Here is a 17,396-nt window from a genome sequence, read left to right as displayed (position 1 = left end):
GGCCGGGTCTCCGGGAGAAGCCTAGCCCGCCGACGAATACCCATATGTTGTGCTATTGGAGATCGTCCTGATCTGTGGACGAAGAATTCGGCTCCCTGGCCTCGGCCTTCTACGAGCACGTGCGGCGGCGGCCCGACGCGCTCGCCGTCACCGACGAACACCGATCCGTGAGCTACGCGGAACTGGCGGGCGCCGCCTCCGAGATCCGCCGCTCGCTCGACGAGCTGGGGCTGGTCCCCGGCGACCGGGTCGGCATCTTCATGCGGCGCTCCTGGCGGGTCGTCGCCGCCATCGTGGCGGTGATAAGCCACGGCTGCACCTACGTCCCCCTGGACCCCGACTACCCCGCCGAGCGGGTGCGGTTCATGGCCGGCGACAGCGAACTGCGCGCCATCTGCGCCGACCCGGACGGGCCGTGGCCGTTCGCCGCGATACCGAGGGTCGAGGTCACCGGGGCGATCGGAGACGTGCTGCCGCCCGTCGAGCGTTCCGGTGAGATCCCCACCCACATCATCTACACCTCCGGCTCGACCGGGACCCCCAAGGGCGTCGCCACCCCGGAGGGCGCGGTGCTGGAACTGTTCCGCTCCGCCCGCGAGCGGTTCTCCTTCGGATCCGGCGACGTGTGGAGCTGGTTTCACAGCCACTGCTTCGACTTCTCCATCTGGGAGATGTGGGGGGCGCTGCTGCACGGCGGGCGCGTGGTCGCCGTCCCGGTCGCCGCCGGGCGCGACCCACGGCTGCTGCTGACCACACTGGACGCCGAGCGGGTGACCGTACTCTGCCAGGTGCCCAGCATGTTCAAGTACCTGGCCTGGGCCATGGAGCAGAGCCCCCGGCCGCTCGCGCTGCGCTACCTGATCTTCGGCGGCGAGGCCATCGACCGCGACACCATCCGCGCCTGGATGGACCTGACCGGCGGGCGGGAACAGATCGTCAACATCTACGGCCCCACCGAGACGACGGTCTTCTCCACCTGCACGGTCGTGGACCGCGCGATGGTGCAGGACACCTCGGGGCCCACGAACATCGGCCGGGCGCTACGCCACGTCCGCACCGCCGTCGTCGGCGCGGACGGCCGCGCGGTGCCCACCGGCGCCGAGGGCGAGCTGTGGGTGGGCGGCACCGCCCTGGCCACCGGCTACGTCGGCCGCCCGGCGCTCAACGCCGAGAAGTTCCCCCTGGCCGACCTGGGCGACGGCCGGCGGCGCTGGTACCGCACCGGCGACCTGGTACGGCAACTGGAGTCGGGGTCCTTCGAGTATCTGGGCCGCATCGACTCCCAGGTCAAGATCCGCGGCTTCCGCGTCGAGCTGGGCGAGATCGAGGCCGTGCTGCGGCGCACGCCCGGCGTGAGCGACGCGGCCGTGATCGTGCGGACCCCGCCCGGCGGCGAGCCGCTGATCGTCGCCTACCTGGTCGGCACCCCGCTCTCCCCCCGCGAACTGCGCGCCCTGTGCGGCGAGCGGCTGCCCGCGCACATGGTCCCCGCCCGGTTCCGCACCGTTCCCGTCCTCCCCCTGAACCCCAACGGCAAGCTCGACCGACTCGCCCTGGAGGCAGCGCGATGACCACCGCGATCCGAGACGCGATCCTGTCCGGCGAGAGCGACCCCGGCCACTTCGAGGCGCTGGCCGTACCGGAGTCCTACTGGGGCGTCACCGTGCACGCCGACGAGGTCGACATGTTCGCCGGGATGCGCAGCGAGGACAAGGACCCGCGCAAGTCGCTGCACGTCGAGGAGGTCGCCACCCCCGAGGTCGGTCCCGGCGAGGCACTGCTGGCGGTGATGGCCAGCTCGGTCAACTACAACACCGTCTGGTCGGCGATCTTCGAACCGGTGCCCACCTTCGGGTTCCTGCGCCGCTACGGCCGCCGCAGCGAACTGGCCCGCCGCCATGACCTCCCCTACCACGTGCTCGGCTCGGACGTCAGCGGCGTGGTACTGCGGGTGGGCCCCGGCGTCACCAAATGGAAGCCCGGTGACCGCGTCGTCGCACACTGCCTGTCGGTGGAGCTGGAGGACCCCGAGGGGCACGACGACACCATGCTCGACCCGCAGCAGCGGATCTGGGGATTCGAGACCAACTTCGGTGGCCTGGCGGAGCTGGCGCTGGTCAAGGCCAACCAGCTGATGCCGATGCCCGCCCACCTGACCTGGGAGGAGGCCGCCTGCTCCGGGCTGGTCAACTCCACCGCCTACCGGCAGTTGGTCTCGCGCAACGGCGCGGCCATGAAGCAGGGCGACACCGTGCTGATCTGGGGCGCCTCCGGCGGGCTCGGCTCCTACGCCACCCAGTACGCGCTGAACGGCGGCGCCACCCCGGTCTGCGTCGTCTCCTCCCCCGAGAAGGCGGAGCTGGCCAGGAGGGCGGGCGCCTCCCTGATCATCGACCGGTCCGCGGAGGGGTTCTCCTTCTGGCTCGACGAGCACACCCCCGACGTCGCCGAATGGCGGCGCTTCGGCAGCCGCATCCGCGAGCTGACCGGCGGCGACGACCCCGACATCGTGTTCGAGCACCCCGGCAGGGAGACCTTCGGCGCGAGCGTCTACGTCTGCCGGCGCGGCGGGACGGTCGTGACCTGCGCCTCCACCACCGGGTTCATGCACTCCTTCGACAACCGGTACCTGTGGATGAGCCTCAAGCGCGTCGTCGGCACGCACTTCGCCAACTACCACGAGGCCTGGCAGGCCAACCGGCTCGTCGCCCAGGGGCGCGTCCACCCGACCCTGTCGCGTACCTACGCCCTGGAGCAGAGCGCCGAGGCCGTGCACGACGTCCGCCGCAACACCCACCAGGGCAAGATCGGCGTGCTCTGCCTCGCCCCCGCCGAGGGGCTCGGCGTGCGCGACCACGAACTCCGCGAACGGCACCTGCCGGCGATCACACGCTACCGGTCCTCCTAGGAGACAGCGATGACCTCGACGATCCTCCAACCCGGCGCGGGTGTGCGCGGGGGCGGCAAACCACTGGAGATCTGCGTCTTCTGCGGCGCGGGACGGAGCAACTCACAGGTCATCGTCGACATGGCCAGGGCGACCGGCAGGCTCATCGGGCAGCGGGGCCACCGCCTGATCTACGGCGGTGGCGGCTCCGGCCTGATGGGCGAGGTGGCGTGGGCCGCCTCGGAGACCGGTGCGACCATCCGGGGGATCATCCCCCGGTTCCTGTACGAGCGGGAGCGGGCGATCGCCGCGCCGGCACAGGAGACGCACCTGACCGACAGCCTGCACCGGCGCAAGGAGCACATGCTGCGTGGCGCGGACGCCTTCATCGCTTTGCCCGGAGGCTACGGGACGCTGGACGAGATCCTTGAGGTGATCTCCGCCACCTACCTGGGCATGTCCGAGAAGCCGCTGGTCATCGTGAACGCCGAGGGCGTCTGGGACGGCTTCATCAGCCTGGTCGAGACCCTGCGGCGGTTCGAGCTGATCTCCCGGGCCGGGCAGCCGACGTTCCACTCCGTCGCCTCCCCCGAGGAGGCCGTCTCCCTCGTCGAGCGGCTGACCGTCCCGGCGACCTGACCCCCACTGGAGGACTTCGATGGAGACCCGAGCGCCGCTGTCCCAGGCCGACAAGCGCGCCCTGCTCGCCAAGCTGATGAAATCGGGCGCCGCACCCTTTCCGCTCTCCTACGGCCAGCAGTCCCTGTGGTTCATGGACCGGATGCGCAGGGAGGCCAGCGTCGCCTACAACATGCCGTTCGCCTGGACGGTGCACGGCGAGGCGGACCCGGAGGCGCTGCGCGGCGCGTTCGCCTGGCTGGTGGCGCGGCACCCGATCTTCCGCACCACCTACGGGCACGTCAAGGGCACGCCGGTGCAGCGGGTCGCCCCGGAGGGGGAGCTGGACTTCCGCCTCGTCGCCCTCGCGCCTGAGGAGGACCTCGCGGCCCTGCTCGGCGCCGAGGCGGCCCGCCCGTTCGACCTGGAGCGCGGCCCGGTGCTGCGGGTCGTGCTGGTACGGCGCCCGGCGGCGGCGCCGGTGCTGCTCTGGGTCACCCATCACATCGCGATCGACGGCTGGTCGCTGTTCACGCTGCTGGAGGAGCTGGGGCAGGCGTACACGGCGCTGCGTGGCGGCTCCGAACCCGCCTGCCCGCCACCCGCCGCGACCTACGCCGACTTCGTGGCCTGGCAGGCGGCGATGCTGGCCCGGCCGGAGGGTGCCCGGATGGCGGCCTACTGGACGCGTCTGCTGGCCGACCCGCCGCCGGTGCTCGCACTGCCCGCCGACCGGCCGCGCCCTGCCGACCAGACCTTCCGGGGCGCCTCGCACGCCTTCCGGCTGGGCGCCGAGCGGTCGGCGGCGGTCGGGGAGCTGGCCGTGAGCGGCGGGGCCACCCTGTACACGACGCTGCTGGCCGCCTTCCAGGTGCTGCTGGGCCGGGCCTGTGGCCGGCGGGACTTCCTGCTCGGCACCTGGACCTCCGGGCGCAGCCGCCCGGAGTTCTCCGACGTCGCCGGCTACTTCGTCAACCCGGTCGTGCTCCGCGCCGACCTGTCGGGGAACCCCGGGTTCTCGCAGGTGCTCGACCGCACCCGGCGGGCGGTGCTCGACGCCCTGGACAACCAGGACTACCCGTTCCCGCTGCTGGTGGAACGGCTGGGCGCGCACCGCGACCCCAGCCGCTCCCCGCTGTTCGACGTGGCGTTCACGCTGCGCGCCTCGCACCGAGGGGAGATCGTCCGCAGCGCGTCCGGTGAGGCGGCGTCGCCGCTGGGCGCCCCCTCGGCGGGCGAGCGGGGCATGCTGCTGCGGTTGGGCGAGCTGGCCCTGTCGACGTACCCCCTCGACCAGCGGACCGTCCGCTTCGACGTGGAGCTGGAGCTGGTCGCCGCGGACGGCGAGATCTCCGGCCTGCTGCGCTACAACACCGACCTGTTCGACGCGGACACGATCGCCTGGCTCGCCGAGGGCTACCTGCGGGTGCTGGACTTCGCGGCCGGCGACCCCGGCCGTCCGGTGACGGCCTTCCCGTGGGAGCCCCGCCCCGGTGCCGGGGCGGGGAGCGAGGAGCCGGCCGCCGCGACGGCGGGTCCCCCGCCTGTCCCGCACGGCCCGGCCCCGCACGCGGGCGCCCCGGCCGAGTTGCTGGACGTCGTCACCGCCGTCTGGAGTGAGGTGCTCGATCTGGAACCCGGCGAGATCGGCCCGGACGACGACTTCTTCGGCCTGGGCGGCCACTCGCTGGCCGCGGTCCAGGTGGCGATGCGGATCCAGGACCGGCTGGGCGTGCAGGTGTCGATCTCCGACGTCTTCCACCACCTGACGGCCGCCCAGCTGGCCGCCTGGCTGGCCGGTCCCGCCGGGACCGGGCCCCGCCCGCTGCCCAGGACCCCCGGCGCCGGCTACCCGCTCTCCTACGCCCAGGAGAGCCTGTGGGTGCTGAACCAGCTGGCCCCGGCGAGCCTCGCCTACAGCGCGCCGCACGCGTTCCGGCTCCGTGGCCCCCTGGACGTCGAGGCGCTGGAGTGGGCGATCGGGCGGGTGGTCGCCCGGCACGAGTCGCTGCGCACCACGTTCACGATGACCAGGCAGGGGCCGGTACAGCGGGTGGCGGACCCGGCTCCGGTGCCGCTGCCGGTGGTGGAGACGGCCGACGCCGCCGGGCTCATCCTGGACGAGTACCGCAGGCCGTTCGACCTCGCCACCGGCCCGCTGCTGCGGCCCGTGCTGTACCGGATCTCCCCCACCGAGCACGTGCTGCTCGTCCTGGCGCACCACATCGTCTTCGACGGCTGGTCGACCGCGATCTTCTGGCGGGAGCTGTGCGCCCTGTACCGCAACCGGGTCGAGGGCTCGGCCGAACCGGCGCCGCCCGGCACCCATTACGTCGACTTCGCCGTCTGGGAACGCGAGTCGCTGACCGGTGAGCGGCTGTCCGGTCTGCTGGACTACTGGCGAGGGCGACTGGCGGGCGCACCGCGCACCGCGCTCCGCACCGACCTGCCCCGCCCCAGACGGCCGCTGTTCCAGGGCGCCCAGCACACCTTCGAACTGCCCGTCGACGTACGCGGGCTGTGCCGCGCCACCGACACCACACCGCACATGGTCTACCTGGCCGCCTTCAAGGTCTGGCTGGCCCGCCGCACCGGCGTGCAGGACGTGACGGTCGGCTCGGTGGTGTCCGGCCGCTCCAGGAGCGAGGTCGCCGACCTGATCGGGCACTTCGTCAACACGGTGGCGGTCCGCACCCCGCTGGCCGGGGCGCACACCTTCACCGAGGTCGTCGGCCGGGTCCGGCAGAGCCTGCTGGGCGCCTACGAGCACCAGGAACTGCCGCTGTCGAAGCTGACCGCGGAGCTGGGCAGGGACCGCAGGACCCCGTTCGACGTGCTGTTCACCCTGCACGACCGGCGCCTGCTGGAGTCGGCCGACGACCGGCTGCCCGGGGTGACGGCCGACCGGCTGGTCATGCCGCTGGGCACCTCGCAGTTCGACCTGGCCCTGGAGGTCACCGACCTGGGCGGCCACGCGCGAGCGGTCCTGGAGTACGACACGGCGCTGTTCCTTCCGGAGACGGTCGCCGCGATGGCCGGCGAACTGGAGCGGTCGATCACCGCCCTGGTGTCCGGCCCCTGCCTTCCCCTTGCGAGATGACACGGCGTAGCGCGCGGGCGGCGCGCACCTTTCGGACGCACGCCGCGCGGGACGACTCGACCACGATCGGTGACCTGGAGGTTCTGACGTGAGCACCTACGTAGTGGTGGTCAACCACGAGGAGCAGTACTCCATCTGGCCGCACGACCGGGCCCTGCCCGCCGGGTGGACCGCCACCGGAGTCCTCGGCGGCCGGGACGACTGCCTGGCGCACATCGAGCGGGTCTGGACGGACATGCGCCCCAGATCCCTGCGTACGCCATGACCGTCCTGCAGGGGACCCGGCCCCGTGTCAACGCCGGGCGTCTGGTGGAGCAGGTGGCCGGGCTCGGCGCCATCGGCGCGGTGCCCGGCGGCGGAGTGACACGGCTGGCGTTCACCCCCGGGGATGTGGAGGGCCGCGCCTACGTCGCGCGGCTCATGGAGGAGGCCGCCCTGGCCGTACGGATCGACGCGGCCGGCAACCTGATCGGCCACCGCCCCGGCGCCGTGCCGGGAGCGCCCGCGCTGGTCCTGGGCTCGCACATCGACACGGTGCCGGACGGTGGCGCCTACGACGGGGCCTACGGGGTGCTGGCCGGCGTCGAGGTGGCCAGGACCCTGCACGAGGAGGGCGTGCGGCTGAACCACCCGCTCGCGGTGGTGGCCTTCTGCGACGAGGAGGGCGCCCACGGGACGATGGGCATGCTGGGCTCGCACGGCTTCGCCGGGGTACTGCCGCCCGGCGCGGCACGCGCCCTGGACGATCGCGGCATCCCGGTCGCCGACCTGCTGGCCGCGGTCGGGGGCGACGCCGAGCGGCTGGCCGAGGCCGCCTGGTCACCCCGCGACATCGCCGCCTACCTGGAGCTGCACATCGAGCAGGGAGCGGTGCTGGAACGCCTGGGCGTACCGATCGGGGTGGTGGAGACGATCACCGGGCGGGTGAACGTCTCGGTCACGGTCGACGGCGTGGCCGGGCACGCGGGCACCACGCCCATGGAGCACCGGGCGGACGCGCTGGACGGCGCCGCCCGGCTGGTGCTGGCCGTGCGGGCCATCGCCGCCGACGAGCGGCTGGTGCTGCGCGCCACCACCGGGACATGCGCCGTCGAGCCCGGCATGTGGAACGTCGTCCCCGGCAGGGTCCGGCTGGGGGTGGAGTTCCGCGACACCTCGGCCGGGGCGCTGGAGGCGGCACTGGCGCGGCTGGCCGAGGCCGCCGCGGAAGTGGCCGGCACGACCGGCACCCGCGTCACGGTCGTCCCCGGTGCGCGCACCTCTCCGGTCGACTGCGACGCGGACCTGCGGGAGCTCATCGCCCGCGCCTCGGCCGAGCAGGGCCTGCCCTACCACCGCCTGCCCAGCGGCGCCGGCCACGACGCCCAGATCGTGGCGCGGATCGCGCCCGTCGGGATGATATTCGTGCCGAGCAGAGACGGGGTGAGCCACGCCCCCGGGGAGTACACCGCCCCCGAACACCTGGCGTGGGGAGCGGACGTGCTGCTCACGGCGGTGCTGATGCGCGACGCGACCCCGGATATCAAGCGGTAGCCGATGTGATATCGACTCGATCGCGCCTCATTCTACGTTTGTCGCAGAACGGAAGAAGGAAAGAAAACACCACGGATGAATGAGGTTGAAAATGTCTCGGTGGATTACCTGGGTCGCGAAGGTCACCGCCACTGCCGCACTCCTCACCCTGCCGGTGGCCGTCGTTCAGGGTACGATCACCGCAGCCTCGTCAGTCGCTCACATCACTGGCGACAGCACATGGACCTGATGATTCAGCGGAAATTCCCGATAAAGTAGCCAGTCGCGCCCTGATTAGCCGGTAATCCTCGGAATCGGTATCGGTACAACAATCCAGGGCGCGATTCAGCGCATCGGAGGCGGCGGCCTCGTCACCTTTGAGGACGAACACCTCCCCCAGCGCGGACAGTGCCCTGAACTGCCACAGCCGGGTATCCAGCTCGGTGGATATCTCGAAGGTCTCGAGCAGATAGGCCACCGCCTCGTCGAACCGGCCGCGCCGGGCGTGCAACTGGCCGAAGGCCAGGTGGATCCGCGCCTCCACGAAGCGCTCACGCACCCCCTGGGCGATGGCCAGTGCCTCGTCGAGACTCTCCACGGCGGCCTCCAGCCGGTTCTGGCGGACCTGTATCTCCCCCAGCCCACACAGGATGTACGCCTGCCCGATGTCGTCCTGCCGCTCCCTGACCAGGGCGAGCGCGGCCCGGGAGGTCGCCTCCGCCTCCCCCAGCCGCTCCTGGCGCAGCAGTGTCTCCCCCAGCCTGTTGAGTATCTGCGCCTGACCCCGCTCGCTGCCCAGCTGCCGGAAGACCTCCAGGGCCTGTCTCAACAGGGGTTCGGCGAGCTCCACTCTCCCCTGGTCGACGTGGACCTGGGCGATGCCACCGAGCACGTGGGCCTCGGCGAAGCGGTCCCCGACCGCGACGAAGATCCTCTTCGCGGTGAGGAACCCGTCGAGCGCCGTGTCGAAACGGCCCGCGAGCCGGTCCAGCAGCGAGATGTTGCGCAGCGCCAGCGCCATCCCGTACGAGTCCTCAAGCCGTTCGAACAGCTCACGCGCCGCCCACAGGCACTCGCCCGCCCGCTCCGGCATCTGCTGGAAGAGATGCATGCTTCCCGTCGAGCAGAGAACGGCCGCCTCACCGCGCAGATCACCGGCCCGACGAGCGGCGGCGAGCGCCGTCTCGTGGGTGGTGCGCCAGTCGTCGAAGTGGCTCCGGGCCTCGAACAGGGTGGTGGCGGTGACGGCGAGGTCCCAGCACAGCTCGGACGCGCCGATGTGGGCGGCCTGTGAGATGGCGGCGACCAGAGCGCCGCGTTCGGCGTCCAGCCAGTCGAGTGGCCGCTCCAGGAGCTCGTCCGCCTCGGCCGGCCGCCACCGGGGCACCGTGCCGTGCAGCTGGGTGAAGGCCCCGCCGTACTCTCGCTGGTGTGCCTCCTCGGCCAGTACGAGCCAGCAGCTCAGGGCGCGGGTGACGGCGGCGAGCCGGTCCTCGGGCGGCTCCTCCTCATCGGCCCGCTCCCTGGCGTACAGCCGCACCAGGTCGTGGAACCGGTAGCGGATCTGGTCGGCGCCGTCGGGGCCGAGCACCTCGACGAGCTGGGCGTCCACCAGCTGGTCGATCAGGTCCTCGGCGTCGAGGCCGTCGATGTCGAGCAGCGCCGCGCCCGCCCAGGAGGCGAAGTCGGGCGCCTCGAGCAGCCCCAGCCTGCGGAACATCAGCGCCGCCTCGGGGTTCAGGTCGCGGTAGCTGAGGGCGAAACTGGCCCGTACGGTCAGCTGGCCGTAGCTCAGCTCGTCCAACCGGCGCCGCTCGTCGGCGAGACGCTTGGCCAGGCGGGCCGGGGTCCAGTACGAGCGGGTGGTGAGACGGGCGCCCACGATCCGCAGTGCCAGCGGCAGCCCGTCACACAGCTCGCCGAGCAGCGCGGCGGCCTTGGGGTCCTCGTCCATGACCACGGAGTCGGCGACCCCGGCGAGCAGCGCGGCGGAGTCCGCCGCGCCCAGTACCTCCAGATGGATCACGCTGGCGCCCTCCCTGGCGGCCAGGTCGCCCAGTGGGTCCCTGCTGGTCACGATCACACAGCAGGTGCCGGAGCCGGGCAGCAGCGGCCTGACCTGGTCGATGACCCGGGCGTTGTCCAGCAGCAGCAGCACCTGGCGCCTGCCGATGACGGTGCGCAGCAGGCCGGCGCGCTCGTCCAGGTCCTCGGGGATGCGTTCGCCGGCGATGCCGAAGGCCCGCAGGAAGCGGTCCATGACCGCGCCGGGGGTCAACGGCTGTGCGTTGAGGTCGTAGCCGCGCAGGTTCACGAAGAGCTGGCCGTCGGGGAATCTGGAGGCGACCCGGTGCGCCCAGTGCACGGCGAGTCCCGACTTGCCGACCCCGCCCACCCCGGTGATGAGCGCGATGGTGAGCAGCCCCTGGCCGATCCGTTTGTCCAGCAGCGCGTCCAACTCGGCGATCTCGGTGGTCCTGCCGACGAAGTAGGGCGCGTCCGCGGGCAGCTGCGCGGGCACCACCCCGTGCTCGACCGGGGCCGCCGCGACGGGCTCCGCGGGCACGGGCTCCGGTCCGGCGGCGGCCTCGGAGGCGGGCACGCTCACCCGGACGGGTGCCGGGGTCAGCTCGGGGGCGTCGCGCAGGATGGCGTCGTGCAGGGCCTGCAACTCGGTGCCCGGCTCGATGCCGAGCTCCTCGACGAGCTGCATCCGCCCGATCCGGTAGGTGTCGAGCGCCTCCGCCCGGCGCCCGCACCGGTATCTGGCCAGCATCAGCTGGGCGCGCAGCCGCTCGCGCAGGGGGTTGGCGTCGACGAAGACGGCGAGGTCGTCGATCAGCTCCCGGTGCCGGCCGAGGGCGAGCTCCAGCTGGACGCGCTCCTCGGTCAGTGTCAGCTGGCGGTCGTCCAGCCGTCGCGCCTCGGACTCGACGAACGCGCTCTCGATGCCCGCCAGGACCGGGCCGCGCCACAGACCGCACGCCTCGGCAAACAGCCGGGCGGCGCCGGAGAGGTCGCCGGCGCTCTCCGCGGCCCTCGCCTTGGCGGCGAGGCGCTCGGCGAGCAGGACGTCGACCTGGGAGGGGTCGGCCTGCAGGATGTATCCGGGCGAGGAGGTGCCGAGCAGGTTCGCCGGGGCGCCCGCCTCCAGGAAGGCCCGGCGGAGCCCGGAGACACAGATGACCACCTGGCTGCGGGCGGTGGGCGGTGGGTGCTCACCCCATATCGCCCCGGCGAGCAGGTCGACGGGGGCGACCCGCCCCGCGCGCAGGATGAGGGTGGCGAGAATAATTCGCTGGCGTGACCCTCCGATCGAGACCCGTTGCTCACCTACCAGGACTTCAAGTGGACCGAGAACGCGAAACGACAGAGCAGTGTCCATGCGCCACCATCAGGGAGTGTCCGACTGCCCCTTGCGTAGGGTGAATTACCTATTCACGAAAAACACCATTTCAGCAGTATTTATCATGAGATGTCCAGTCTTATTTTGCGGGCGCGGCCCAACACGGCACCACTTGCGGGATTGTTGGAGATTACCGCGGCCGGACATCCGTATTCACACCGAACGACGCAGCCGGAACCACGAGGGGCCAGACCCGGCGTGCGCGGCGGGCGCGCACCGGCGAAACGGGAACCCCGGAAACGGGGACGCTCCGGCGCGAGCCGGAAGCCGCCGGTGAGCGCACTCACAGGCGACGGAACCGGAAGAACGCGAAGAGGCGCGACAGACCAGGGCGCCTCCCCGAAACCCCGCCCTCTGATGCGAAGCGATCACGAGGACAGCCGGCGGTTCGTCTCACCTTCCACCGGAGTCCCCCACCCCGGTCGCGGCTTGAGGGACTCCGATATGTGTCAGCCGATCAGGCTCAGGCCGAACCCTCAGGCCAAGCCGGCCTGAAGGCACTTCTTGAGCGCGTCCCTGGAGCTCTGGTGCAGGGGCGCGACCTTCGAAAGCGCCGCGTCACGCGCCTGCAGATACTTGGCCCCGGCGGCGTTGTACGCCTCCAACGCCTTCTTGGCCGCGGGATCCGCCTCTGACGCCCCCGCCCCGAGCGGTTGCGAGGGCGTCTTCTGCGAGAGCTTGCCCACGTCCGCGGCGGCGCCGACCTTCACCAAGGCCTCGTGGGCGGCCTTGACCTCCGGAACGGCATCGACGCCCGCGATGGCGTCCTCGGCGTCCAGCAGCGCGAGATGCTCCTGGGCACACGCGGTCGGCGCGGGAACGGTCGCGCCATCGGTGGCGGCGGTGGCGATACCGGCGGTGGCCAGGGTGGCGAGCAGGCCGACGGCGACGAGCCCCGTCGCGGCGATGCGGATGTGCATGGGTACTCCCATTGGTGCTGAGGGTTGATCTGCAGGTGACCTCATGCGCCGCAATGACCATGAGTAATCATCGGGATACCTCAAGTTCACACCAAGATCGTGCGCCCCGCGCGCTCCCGCACCCCCAGCCGGGACATCGGCCACAATCCGCCGCCCCGCTCACCCCGATCACGAACCGGGCCGCCACCGAGGCGAGACGACGGGAGATCAGGGCAGGCCGTTCCTGCTCTTGTAGTCGTTCCAGACCTGCACGCAGTAGGCGTAGCGCCAGTCACCGGAGGGCAGATGGCGGCAGGCGTAGGCGGCGCTGATACCGGCTGCACTCCCGCCCCCGGCGCTCGGATCCGGCGGCCCGCTCCTGGACGCCGAGGGCGAAGGCGTCCTGGCCTCCGGGGCACCCGTCCTGGCCGCACGGGGCTGCGACCGGGCCTTGCGCGCTCCGGAGCGCGACCGCCCCGATGCGACGCCTCCGGCGTTCCCTCGGCCGCCGGCGGCACTTCCGGTGGCACCGCCCGCCTCCCGTCCGACGCCTTCGGTCACCGGCGTGGCGCTCCCGGCCTCGCCCGGCCCGGCACCGGTCCACGTCGAACCTCGGCCCTCCCGGCTCTCGCCGCGCCGCTCCACCCGCTTGACCCACTCGTTCCCGGGCCTTCCGGCAGGGCCGAAAAGGGGCCGCTCCAGATCGTGGCGCGGCGTCTTCCGCCGCCCTGCCACCCTCTCCCTGCCCTCCAAGGTCTTCCGCTCTCCCGCGAAGCCCCCCGCCCCGGCCACCGGGGCTCGCGGTGACGTGAACACCGTGTCGCGATCCGCGACGAGACGCCCCGCGGGGGACGCGGGTACCGTGCTCGCGGTGGGCGTCCCCGCCCACGGGGACCAGCCGGACGACCAGACACCGACCCCTGCGGCGACGAGGAACCCGGCGACCAGCGCCGGCCCCAGGAGCTGGTCGCGCGAGAGCCTCGACCACGGCCGCAGCCAGGGGCTGGGCGGCGGCGGCATGGAGAACGGCCTGCTGTCGAGGTATGTCCAGGAGCGGCGGGCCGATGGCCAGACGGTGTCGTCACCCGTCTCCTCGTCCTTCCTGTGCCGCGCGGCCCTGTTGGGTGCCGGCGGCCCATCGGGCTCAGGGAGGGTCGCGGGCCCGGCGGAGCACGGCGAATCCGGCGGGCGGAGCCACGAGTCGCTGTACGGCATGCGCCCTCGCGGTCTGGCGTTGAGGCCGTGGCCGTGAGTCCGATCACGCTCACCGTACATCTCGCCTCCCGTATCGCGTCCGACCTCCCCCAGCCTGGCAAAAATCACACACTGTATGCGGCCCATGACAGTACGGTCTTACCGATCTGTTATCAGCAGCAGGCCGCAAAGATAAAGAAAGCGGTGAAAGACCGGCCTCGCCGGTAAAGACGAGAACCGCCCACGCTCCGGCGACCGCGATCCCTCCCCCGCACGATCGAGGTTCGAGGTGACGCCCCACTCCAGGAAAGCCTCCGAGCGGGTACGTGTCCGACCGGTATCGCCTTTTTCTCTCTCCGAGACCGACAGGGATAAGCCCCTGCTTTACGACAACCCACGCCCTTTACAATGTAGATTCCTAAAATCCCCGGTGCCCTATCGCCCATCCCGCCCCGAGCGGTGGCTCAGGGGCCGGTCCAGCCTGTTTCCAGCAGGTCGAAGACGGCGTCGAGGGCACGCCGAGGGTCGGGCTCATCGGCGGCGAGGTCGGGGACCTCCAGGACATAGCGGGCCAGCGCGCGGACGGTCATGTCGCCGGGATCGCGCCCCGACTCCGCCGCGATGACCTCGGCCAGGGCATCCTGACTGCGGTTCCAGAGTCTGCGCTGGTAGCCACGGAGCGCGGGGGTGTTCATGACCAGTTCGGTACGGCGCCTGAGCTGCGGGGAGGGGGCGGCGGCGAAGGGGCCGCGGGCGGACAGGAACTCACGCAGCGCCCGCAGGATGGGCCGCCCTTCGGGCCGGTCGCGGACCGCGGCGACGATGCCGTCACGGCGTTCGCTCCCGTCGTCGAAGATCAGACTCTCCTTCCCGTCGGGGAAGTACGCGAAGACGGTGGCGATGGCGGTGTCGGCCTCTTCGGCGATCTGGGCGATCGTCACGCTGTCATAGCCGTGCCGCAGGAACAACCCGATCGCGGCGTCGCTCAACGCCTGCCGGGTCTGGGCCTTTCTGCGCTCGCGGCGCCCCATGGTCTGCACGCCGCCCAGGCTACCCAACTCCAGAACGATACAAAATATGAACTGATTTCAAATTTAGAGTCATTCTGGATATAGTCGCGACAGCGGCTGGCGGATCACCATAAGGTGATCACGTGACTGCGTTCCGTGATGACTGATGCGAACAGGAGGACATCATGGCTACAGCGATCGTCAACGCGCGTGTCTTCGACGGGGAACGGGTGCTGGGCGAGCCGACCGTCGTGATCGACGGAGGGATCATCAGCTCGGTCGGGGAACAGGCCCCCGCGGGGGCCGACACGGTCGACGCGCGCGGCGCCACGCTGCTACCGGGCCTGATCGACGCTCACGTGCACACCGGCGAGCAGGCACTGGCACTGGCGTTGCGGTTCGGGGTGACGACCGAGCTGGAGATGCAGGGCACCAACACCGGGAACAACCGGGCGCACATCACCGGCAACGACGCGATGGCCGACGTCCGCTCGTCGGGTATGGGCATCACCCCGCCCGGCGGGCACCCCAGCGAGCTGATCCCCAAGGATTTCAACCCCCGCGAGCACAGCGAGAACGCCGGAGGCCGGAAGCCCGGGGGCGAGCCGCCGCCGATGCCGTTCTCGACCACCCCCGAGGAGGCCGTCGCCTTCATCCCCCGGCTGGTCGCGGGCGGCTCGGACTACATCAAGTTCATGATCGACGATGGTTCCGTCGAAGGCCACCCCGGCCTGCCCATGCTCGACCAGGCCACGCTGAACGCCGGGGTCGCCGAGGCGCACCGGCACGGCATGCTGACCGTCGCGCACGCGCTCACCGTGGACGCGACCAGGATGGCGATCGAAGCGGGCATCGACGGTCTGGCACACCTGTTCATGGACCGGCCGCACACCGGCGAGATCATCGACCTCATCGCACAGGCGGGGATGTTCGTCGTCCCCTGCGTGGTGCTGAACGCCTCCATGATGGGCATCACCGGCGCCGAGTTCGCCGCCGACCCGCGCGTGTCCTCCCGCCTGGACCAGGCGTGGCTGGAGACGTTGCGCTCCAGCTTCGACCGCTACCCCCAGGGCGAGATCGACGACGTCCTGGCCTCGGTCAAGGCCCTGCACGACGCGGGAGTGGACATTCTCACCGGCACCGACGCGTCGATACCGGTGCCGTTCCTGGGCGGTCTCGCGCACGGAGCCAGCGTCCACCACGAACTGCGCTACCTCGTCCAGGCCGGTCTCACCCCCACCGAGGCGTTGCGCTCGGCCACCGCCACCACCGCGCGCCGGTTCGGTCTCGACGACCGCGGCCGCATCGCGCCGGGGCTCCGCGCCGACCTGCTCCTGGTCGACGGCGACCCCACCGTCACCATCGCCGACACCCTCAACACCCGCGCCGTCTGGCGCCGCGGCACCCGCCTGACCACCCCACGACCGGCCCCCCACCCGGCCGGATGAAGCACCCGCACGCCCCCTTCAATGGGCCTTCGGACGGCGTTGATCCGCCGAGGTCCGTGGGGGGTCATCCAGCAGGACGATCCCGACGCGGACCGTGTTCCGACGATGCGGATCGATTCGCTGTCCGAGCTTTCCGGTCGGATCTCCGCACTCAACGCCGCAGCGCGATGAGGGTGGTCTTCCACCCGTAAAGCCGGTCGTCCAGACGCTGGACACACTCTCGCTCGGCCCATGGCTGGAGTTTCCGGCGCGCGTCGCGGACGCGTTCCATGCCGGTGGCGTACCAGGTGACGGCCAGCTGGTCCAAGGCCTGGTCGGCGTAGTCGCACGCGGCGTCGGGGTTGTTGTCGGCGGCCTCGACTGCGGCGAGATCGCCGAGCACGACCGTACGCTGCTTCCTGTCCTCCGAGGGAAACGATTCGAGAACGTCGAGGAGGGTCTGGCGATCCTTTCACGACCTCAAAACGACCGGCGGCGGACAGTTGGAGCCATCGCGCGCAAGTAGGGGATCAGTATTTCACCGGCGGTGGAATGCTGGGCCAGATCTGCAACTGGAAGGTCTCCGACCTTGGCTGGAAGGTCGACATGAATGACCAGGAAGGCAACTTCGCCGGCACGGTCCGCTGGGTCCATCGCGGTACGAAGAAGGGCGTCTGCTCGATAGGGGGCGACTCCGGCGCACCGATATACACCGTACGATCGGATGGAGCCGTGACCGCGAAGGGCATTCACAGCGGTTCCGATGCAAATCCGGACGGGACAGAAAGGTCAACTGACTGCGTCTCGTACTTCACTGATATATTTGACGTTAACAATGCATTCGGCGAGAAAATCGCGAAGTGGAACTTCAGCTAGCGCATGAGATATCCCATGCCCATCGCCATCTTCAAGAAACCCGGTGTCGTACTTCCGCTAGTGCTCCTACTGATATTCGCGGTACTGCTGCCGACCGCACATGTCCGTAAGCCCCACTGGCAGTGGATCGGCTACGTGACGCCGTCGCCCGACGGGCGGACACTGACCGCGAAGCTCATGTTCGGCGAACCGAAGGCCGATGGCACCTTCTGCGAGCAGGTGACGGACATGGAGGTGCGTGAGTCCGCCTCCCAGGTGGCCATCGGGATCCAGGTGCTCAACACCTGCGCCCCTCTCGTGTCCTGGGGGCGAACAACAACGACAGACATCGGATACCCGTTCGACGTGAATTTGCATCTGCGGGCGCCACTGACAGGGCGGACAGTGGTCGACAAGGAAACCGGCCAACCCATCGAAATCGCTCAACCATCCGATCGCTCGTGACGGAAACCGTCCCTTTCCCACTG

Annotated in this window: 14 protein-coding genes; 9 read left to right on the top strand and 5 right to left on the bottom strand. The window is 70.9% G+C overall.

Translation table 11 applies throughout. The features are described from left to right. Positions 1-74 precede the first annotated feature (74 nt). The 6 genes from AB0J58_RS16575 (at position 75) to AB0J58_RS16550 (ending at position 8,138) form a co-directional block, all read left to right on the top strand. Positions 75-1,571: an amino acid adenylation domain-containing protein gene (locus tag AB0J58_RS16575; protein WP_364216084.1), complete on the top strand. Its 1,497-nt coding sequence runs from the start codon at positions 75-77 to the stop codon at positions 1,569-1,571. After that, the gene (ccrA, locus tag AB0J58_RS16570) at positions 1,568-2,908 is read left to right on the top strand and encodes a crotonyl-CoA carboxylase/reductase (protein ID WP_364216081.1); all 1,341 of its coding nucleotides are present in this window, start codon (positions 1,568-1,570) and stop codon (positions 2,906-2,908) included. The genes AB0J58_RS16575 and ccrA overlap by 4 nt, the downstream gene beginning before the upstream one ends. A gap of 9 nt (positions 2,909-2,917) precedes the next feature. Beyond that, complete coding sequence (locus AB0J58_RS16565) at positions 2,918-3,526, top strand: TIGR00730 family Rossman fold protein (protein WP_364216078.1); 609 nt, start codon at positions 2,918-2,920, stop codon at positions 3,524-3,526. 19 nt (positions 3,527-3,545) lie between these two features. Then, positions 3,546-6,605, top strand: coding sequence for a condensation domain-containing protein (locus AB0J58_RS16560; protein ID WP_364216075.1), 3,060 nt, complete (start codon positions 3,546-3,548; stop codon positions 6,603-6,605). Positions 6,606-6,693: 88 nt separating this feature from the next. Continuing rightward, a complete protein-coding gene (locus AB0J58_RS16555) occupies positions 6,694-6,870 on the top strand; it encodes an MbtH family NRPS accessory protein (RefSeq protein WP_343974500.1) in 177 nt (58 codons plus the stop codon). Further along, positions 6,867-8,138, top strand: a complete 1,272-nt coding sequence (locus tag AB0J58_RS16550) for a Zn-dependent hydrolase (RefSeq protein ID WP_364216072.1) — start codon at positions 6,867-6,869, stop codon at positions 8,136-8,138. Before AB0J58_RS16555 ends, AB0J58_RS16550 begins: the two co-directional genes overlap by 4 nt. A gap of 190 nt (positions 8,139-8,328) precedes the next feature. Here the strand turns inward: AB0J58_RS16550 and AB0J58_RS16545 are convergent, their stop codons facing one another. The 4 genes from AB0J58_RS16545 to AB0J58_RS16530 form a co-directional block, all read right to left on the bottom strand. Next, on the bottom strand, positions 8,329-11,502 hold the full coding sequence (locus tag AB0J58_RS16545) for a BTAD domain-containing putative transcriptional regulator (protein WP_364216070.1): 3,174 nt from the start codon (positions 11,500-11,502) through the stop codon (positions 8,329-8,331). Between the two features lie 497 nt (positions 11,503-11,999). Beyond that, a complete protein-coding gene (locus AB0J58_RS16540; RefSeq protein WP_364216068.1) occupies positions 12,000-12,443 on the bottom strand; it encodes a hypothetical protein in 444 nt (147 codons plus the stop codon). Between the two features lie 207 nt (positions 12,444-12,650). Continuing rightward, positions 12,651-13,637, bottom strand: coding sequence for a hypothetical protein (locus AB0J58_RS16535; protein ID WP_364216065.1), 987 nt, complete (start codon positions 13,635-13,637; stop codon positions 12,651-12,653). Positions 13,638-14,080: 443 nt separating this feature from the next. After that, a complete protein-coding gene (locus AB0J58_RS16530; protein ID WP_364216062.1) occupies positions 14,081-14,674 on the bottom strand; it encodes a TetR family transcriptional regulator in 594 nt (197 codons plus the stop codon). A gap of 137 nt (positions 14,675-14,811) precedes the next feature. Here AB0J58_RS16530 and AB0J58_RS16525 point away from each other — a divergent pair, with 137 nt between their 5' ends. Then, positions 14,812-16,074 carry an amidohydrolase family protein gene (locus AB0J58_RS16525; RefSeq protein ID WP_364216059.1) on the top strand — a complete coding sequence of 421 codons (1,263 nt, stop codon included), beginning with the start codon at positions 14,812-14,814 and terminating at the stop codon, positions 16,072-16,074. A 151-nt stretch (positions 16,075-16,225) separates the two neighbouring features. On the opposite strand, the gene AB0J58_RS16520 is transcribed toward AB0J58_RS16525, so the two are convergent. Further along, positions 16,226-16,456, bottom strand: a complete 231-nt coding sequence (locus AB0J58_RS16520) for a hypothetical protein (protein WP_364216056.1) — start codon at positions 16,454-16,456, stop codon at positions 16,226-16,228. A 149-nt stretch (positions 16,457-16,605) separates the two neighbouring features. Between AB0J58_RS16520 and AB0J58_RS16515 the strand changes: the two genes are divergently transcribed. Both AB0J58_RS16515 and AB0J58_RS16510 read left to right on the top strand, forming a co-directional pair. Beyond that, the gene (locus AB0J58_RS16515) at positions 16,606-16,929 is read left to right on the top strand and encodes a hypothetical protein (protein WP_364216053.1); all 324 of its coding nucleotides are present in this window, start codon (positions 16,606-16,608) and stop codon (positions 16,927-16,929) included. 15 nt (positions 16,930-16,944) lie between these two features. After that, positions 16,945-17,373, top strand: a complete 429-nt coding sequence (locus AB0J58_RS16510; RefSeq protein WP_364216050.1) for a hypothetical protein — start codon at positions 16,945-16,947, stop codon at positions 17,371-17,373. Positions 17,374-17,396: the final 23 nt, after the last annotated feature.

The sequence above is a fragment of the Streptosporangium sp. NPDC049644 genome (genome assembly GCF_040675205.1).
In the GTDB taxonomy this organism is placed as follows: Bacteria; Actinomycetota; Actinomycetes; order Streptosporangiales; family Streptosporangiaceae; genus Streptosporangium; species Streptosporangium fukuiense.
This window is presented reverse-complemented; position numbering and strand designations above follow the sequence as displayed.

What these genes read in the sequence shown, in the direction of transcription:
- ccrA (WP_364216081.1), top strand. Translation starts at nt 1,568, where the DNA reads ATGACCACCGCGATCCGAGACGCGATCCTGTCCGGCGAGAGCGACCCC.
- AB0J58_RS16565 (WP_364216078.1), top strand. Translation starts at nt 2,918, where the DNA reads ATGACCTCGACGATCCTCCAACCCGGCGCGGGTGTGCGCGGGGGCGGC.
- AB0J58_RS16560 (WP_364216075.1), top strand. Translation starts at nt 3,546, where the DNA reads ATGGAGACCCGAGCGCCGCTGTCCCAGGCCGACAAGCGCGCCCTGCTC.
- AB0J58_RS16550 (WP_364216072.1), top strand. Translation starts at nt 6,867, where the DNA reads ATGACCGTCCTGCAGGGGACCCGGCCCCGTGTCAACGCCGGGCGTCTG.
- AB0J58_RS16545 (WP_364216070.1), bottom strand. Translation starts at nt 11,502, where the DNA reads ATGGACACTGCTCTGTCGTTTCGCGTTCTCGGTCCACTTGAAGTCCTG.
- AB0J58_RS16540 (WP_364216068.1), bottom strand. Translation starts at nt 12,443, where the DNA reads ATGCACATCCGCATCGCCGCGACGGGGCTCGTCGCCGTCGGCCTGCTC.
- AB0J58_RS16535 (WP_364216065.1), bottom strand. Translation starts at nt 13,637, where the DNA reads ATGCCGTACAGCGACTCGTGGCTCCGCCCGCCGGATTCGCCGTGCTCC.
- AB0J58_RS16525 (WP_364216059.1), top strand. Translation starts at nt 14,812, where the DNA reads ATGGCTACAGCGATCGTCAACGCGCGTGTCTTCGACGGGGAACGGGTG.
- AB0J58_RS16515 (WP_364216053.1), top strand. Translation starts at nt 16,606, where the DNA reads ATGCTGGGCCAGATCTGCAACTGGAAGGTCTCCGACCTTGGCTGGAAG.
- AB0J58_RS16510 (WP_364216050.1), top strand. Translation starts at nt 16,945, where the DNA reads ATGCCCATCGCCATCTTCAAGAAACCCGGTGTCGTACTTCCGCTAGTG.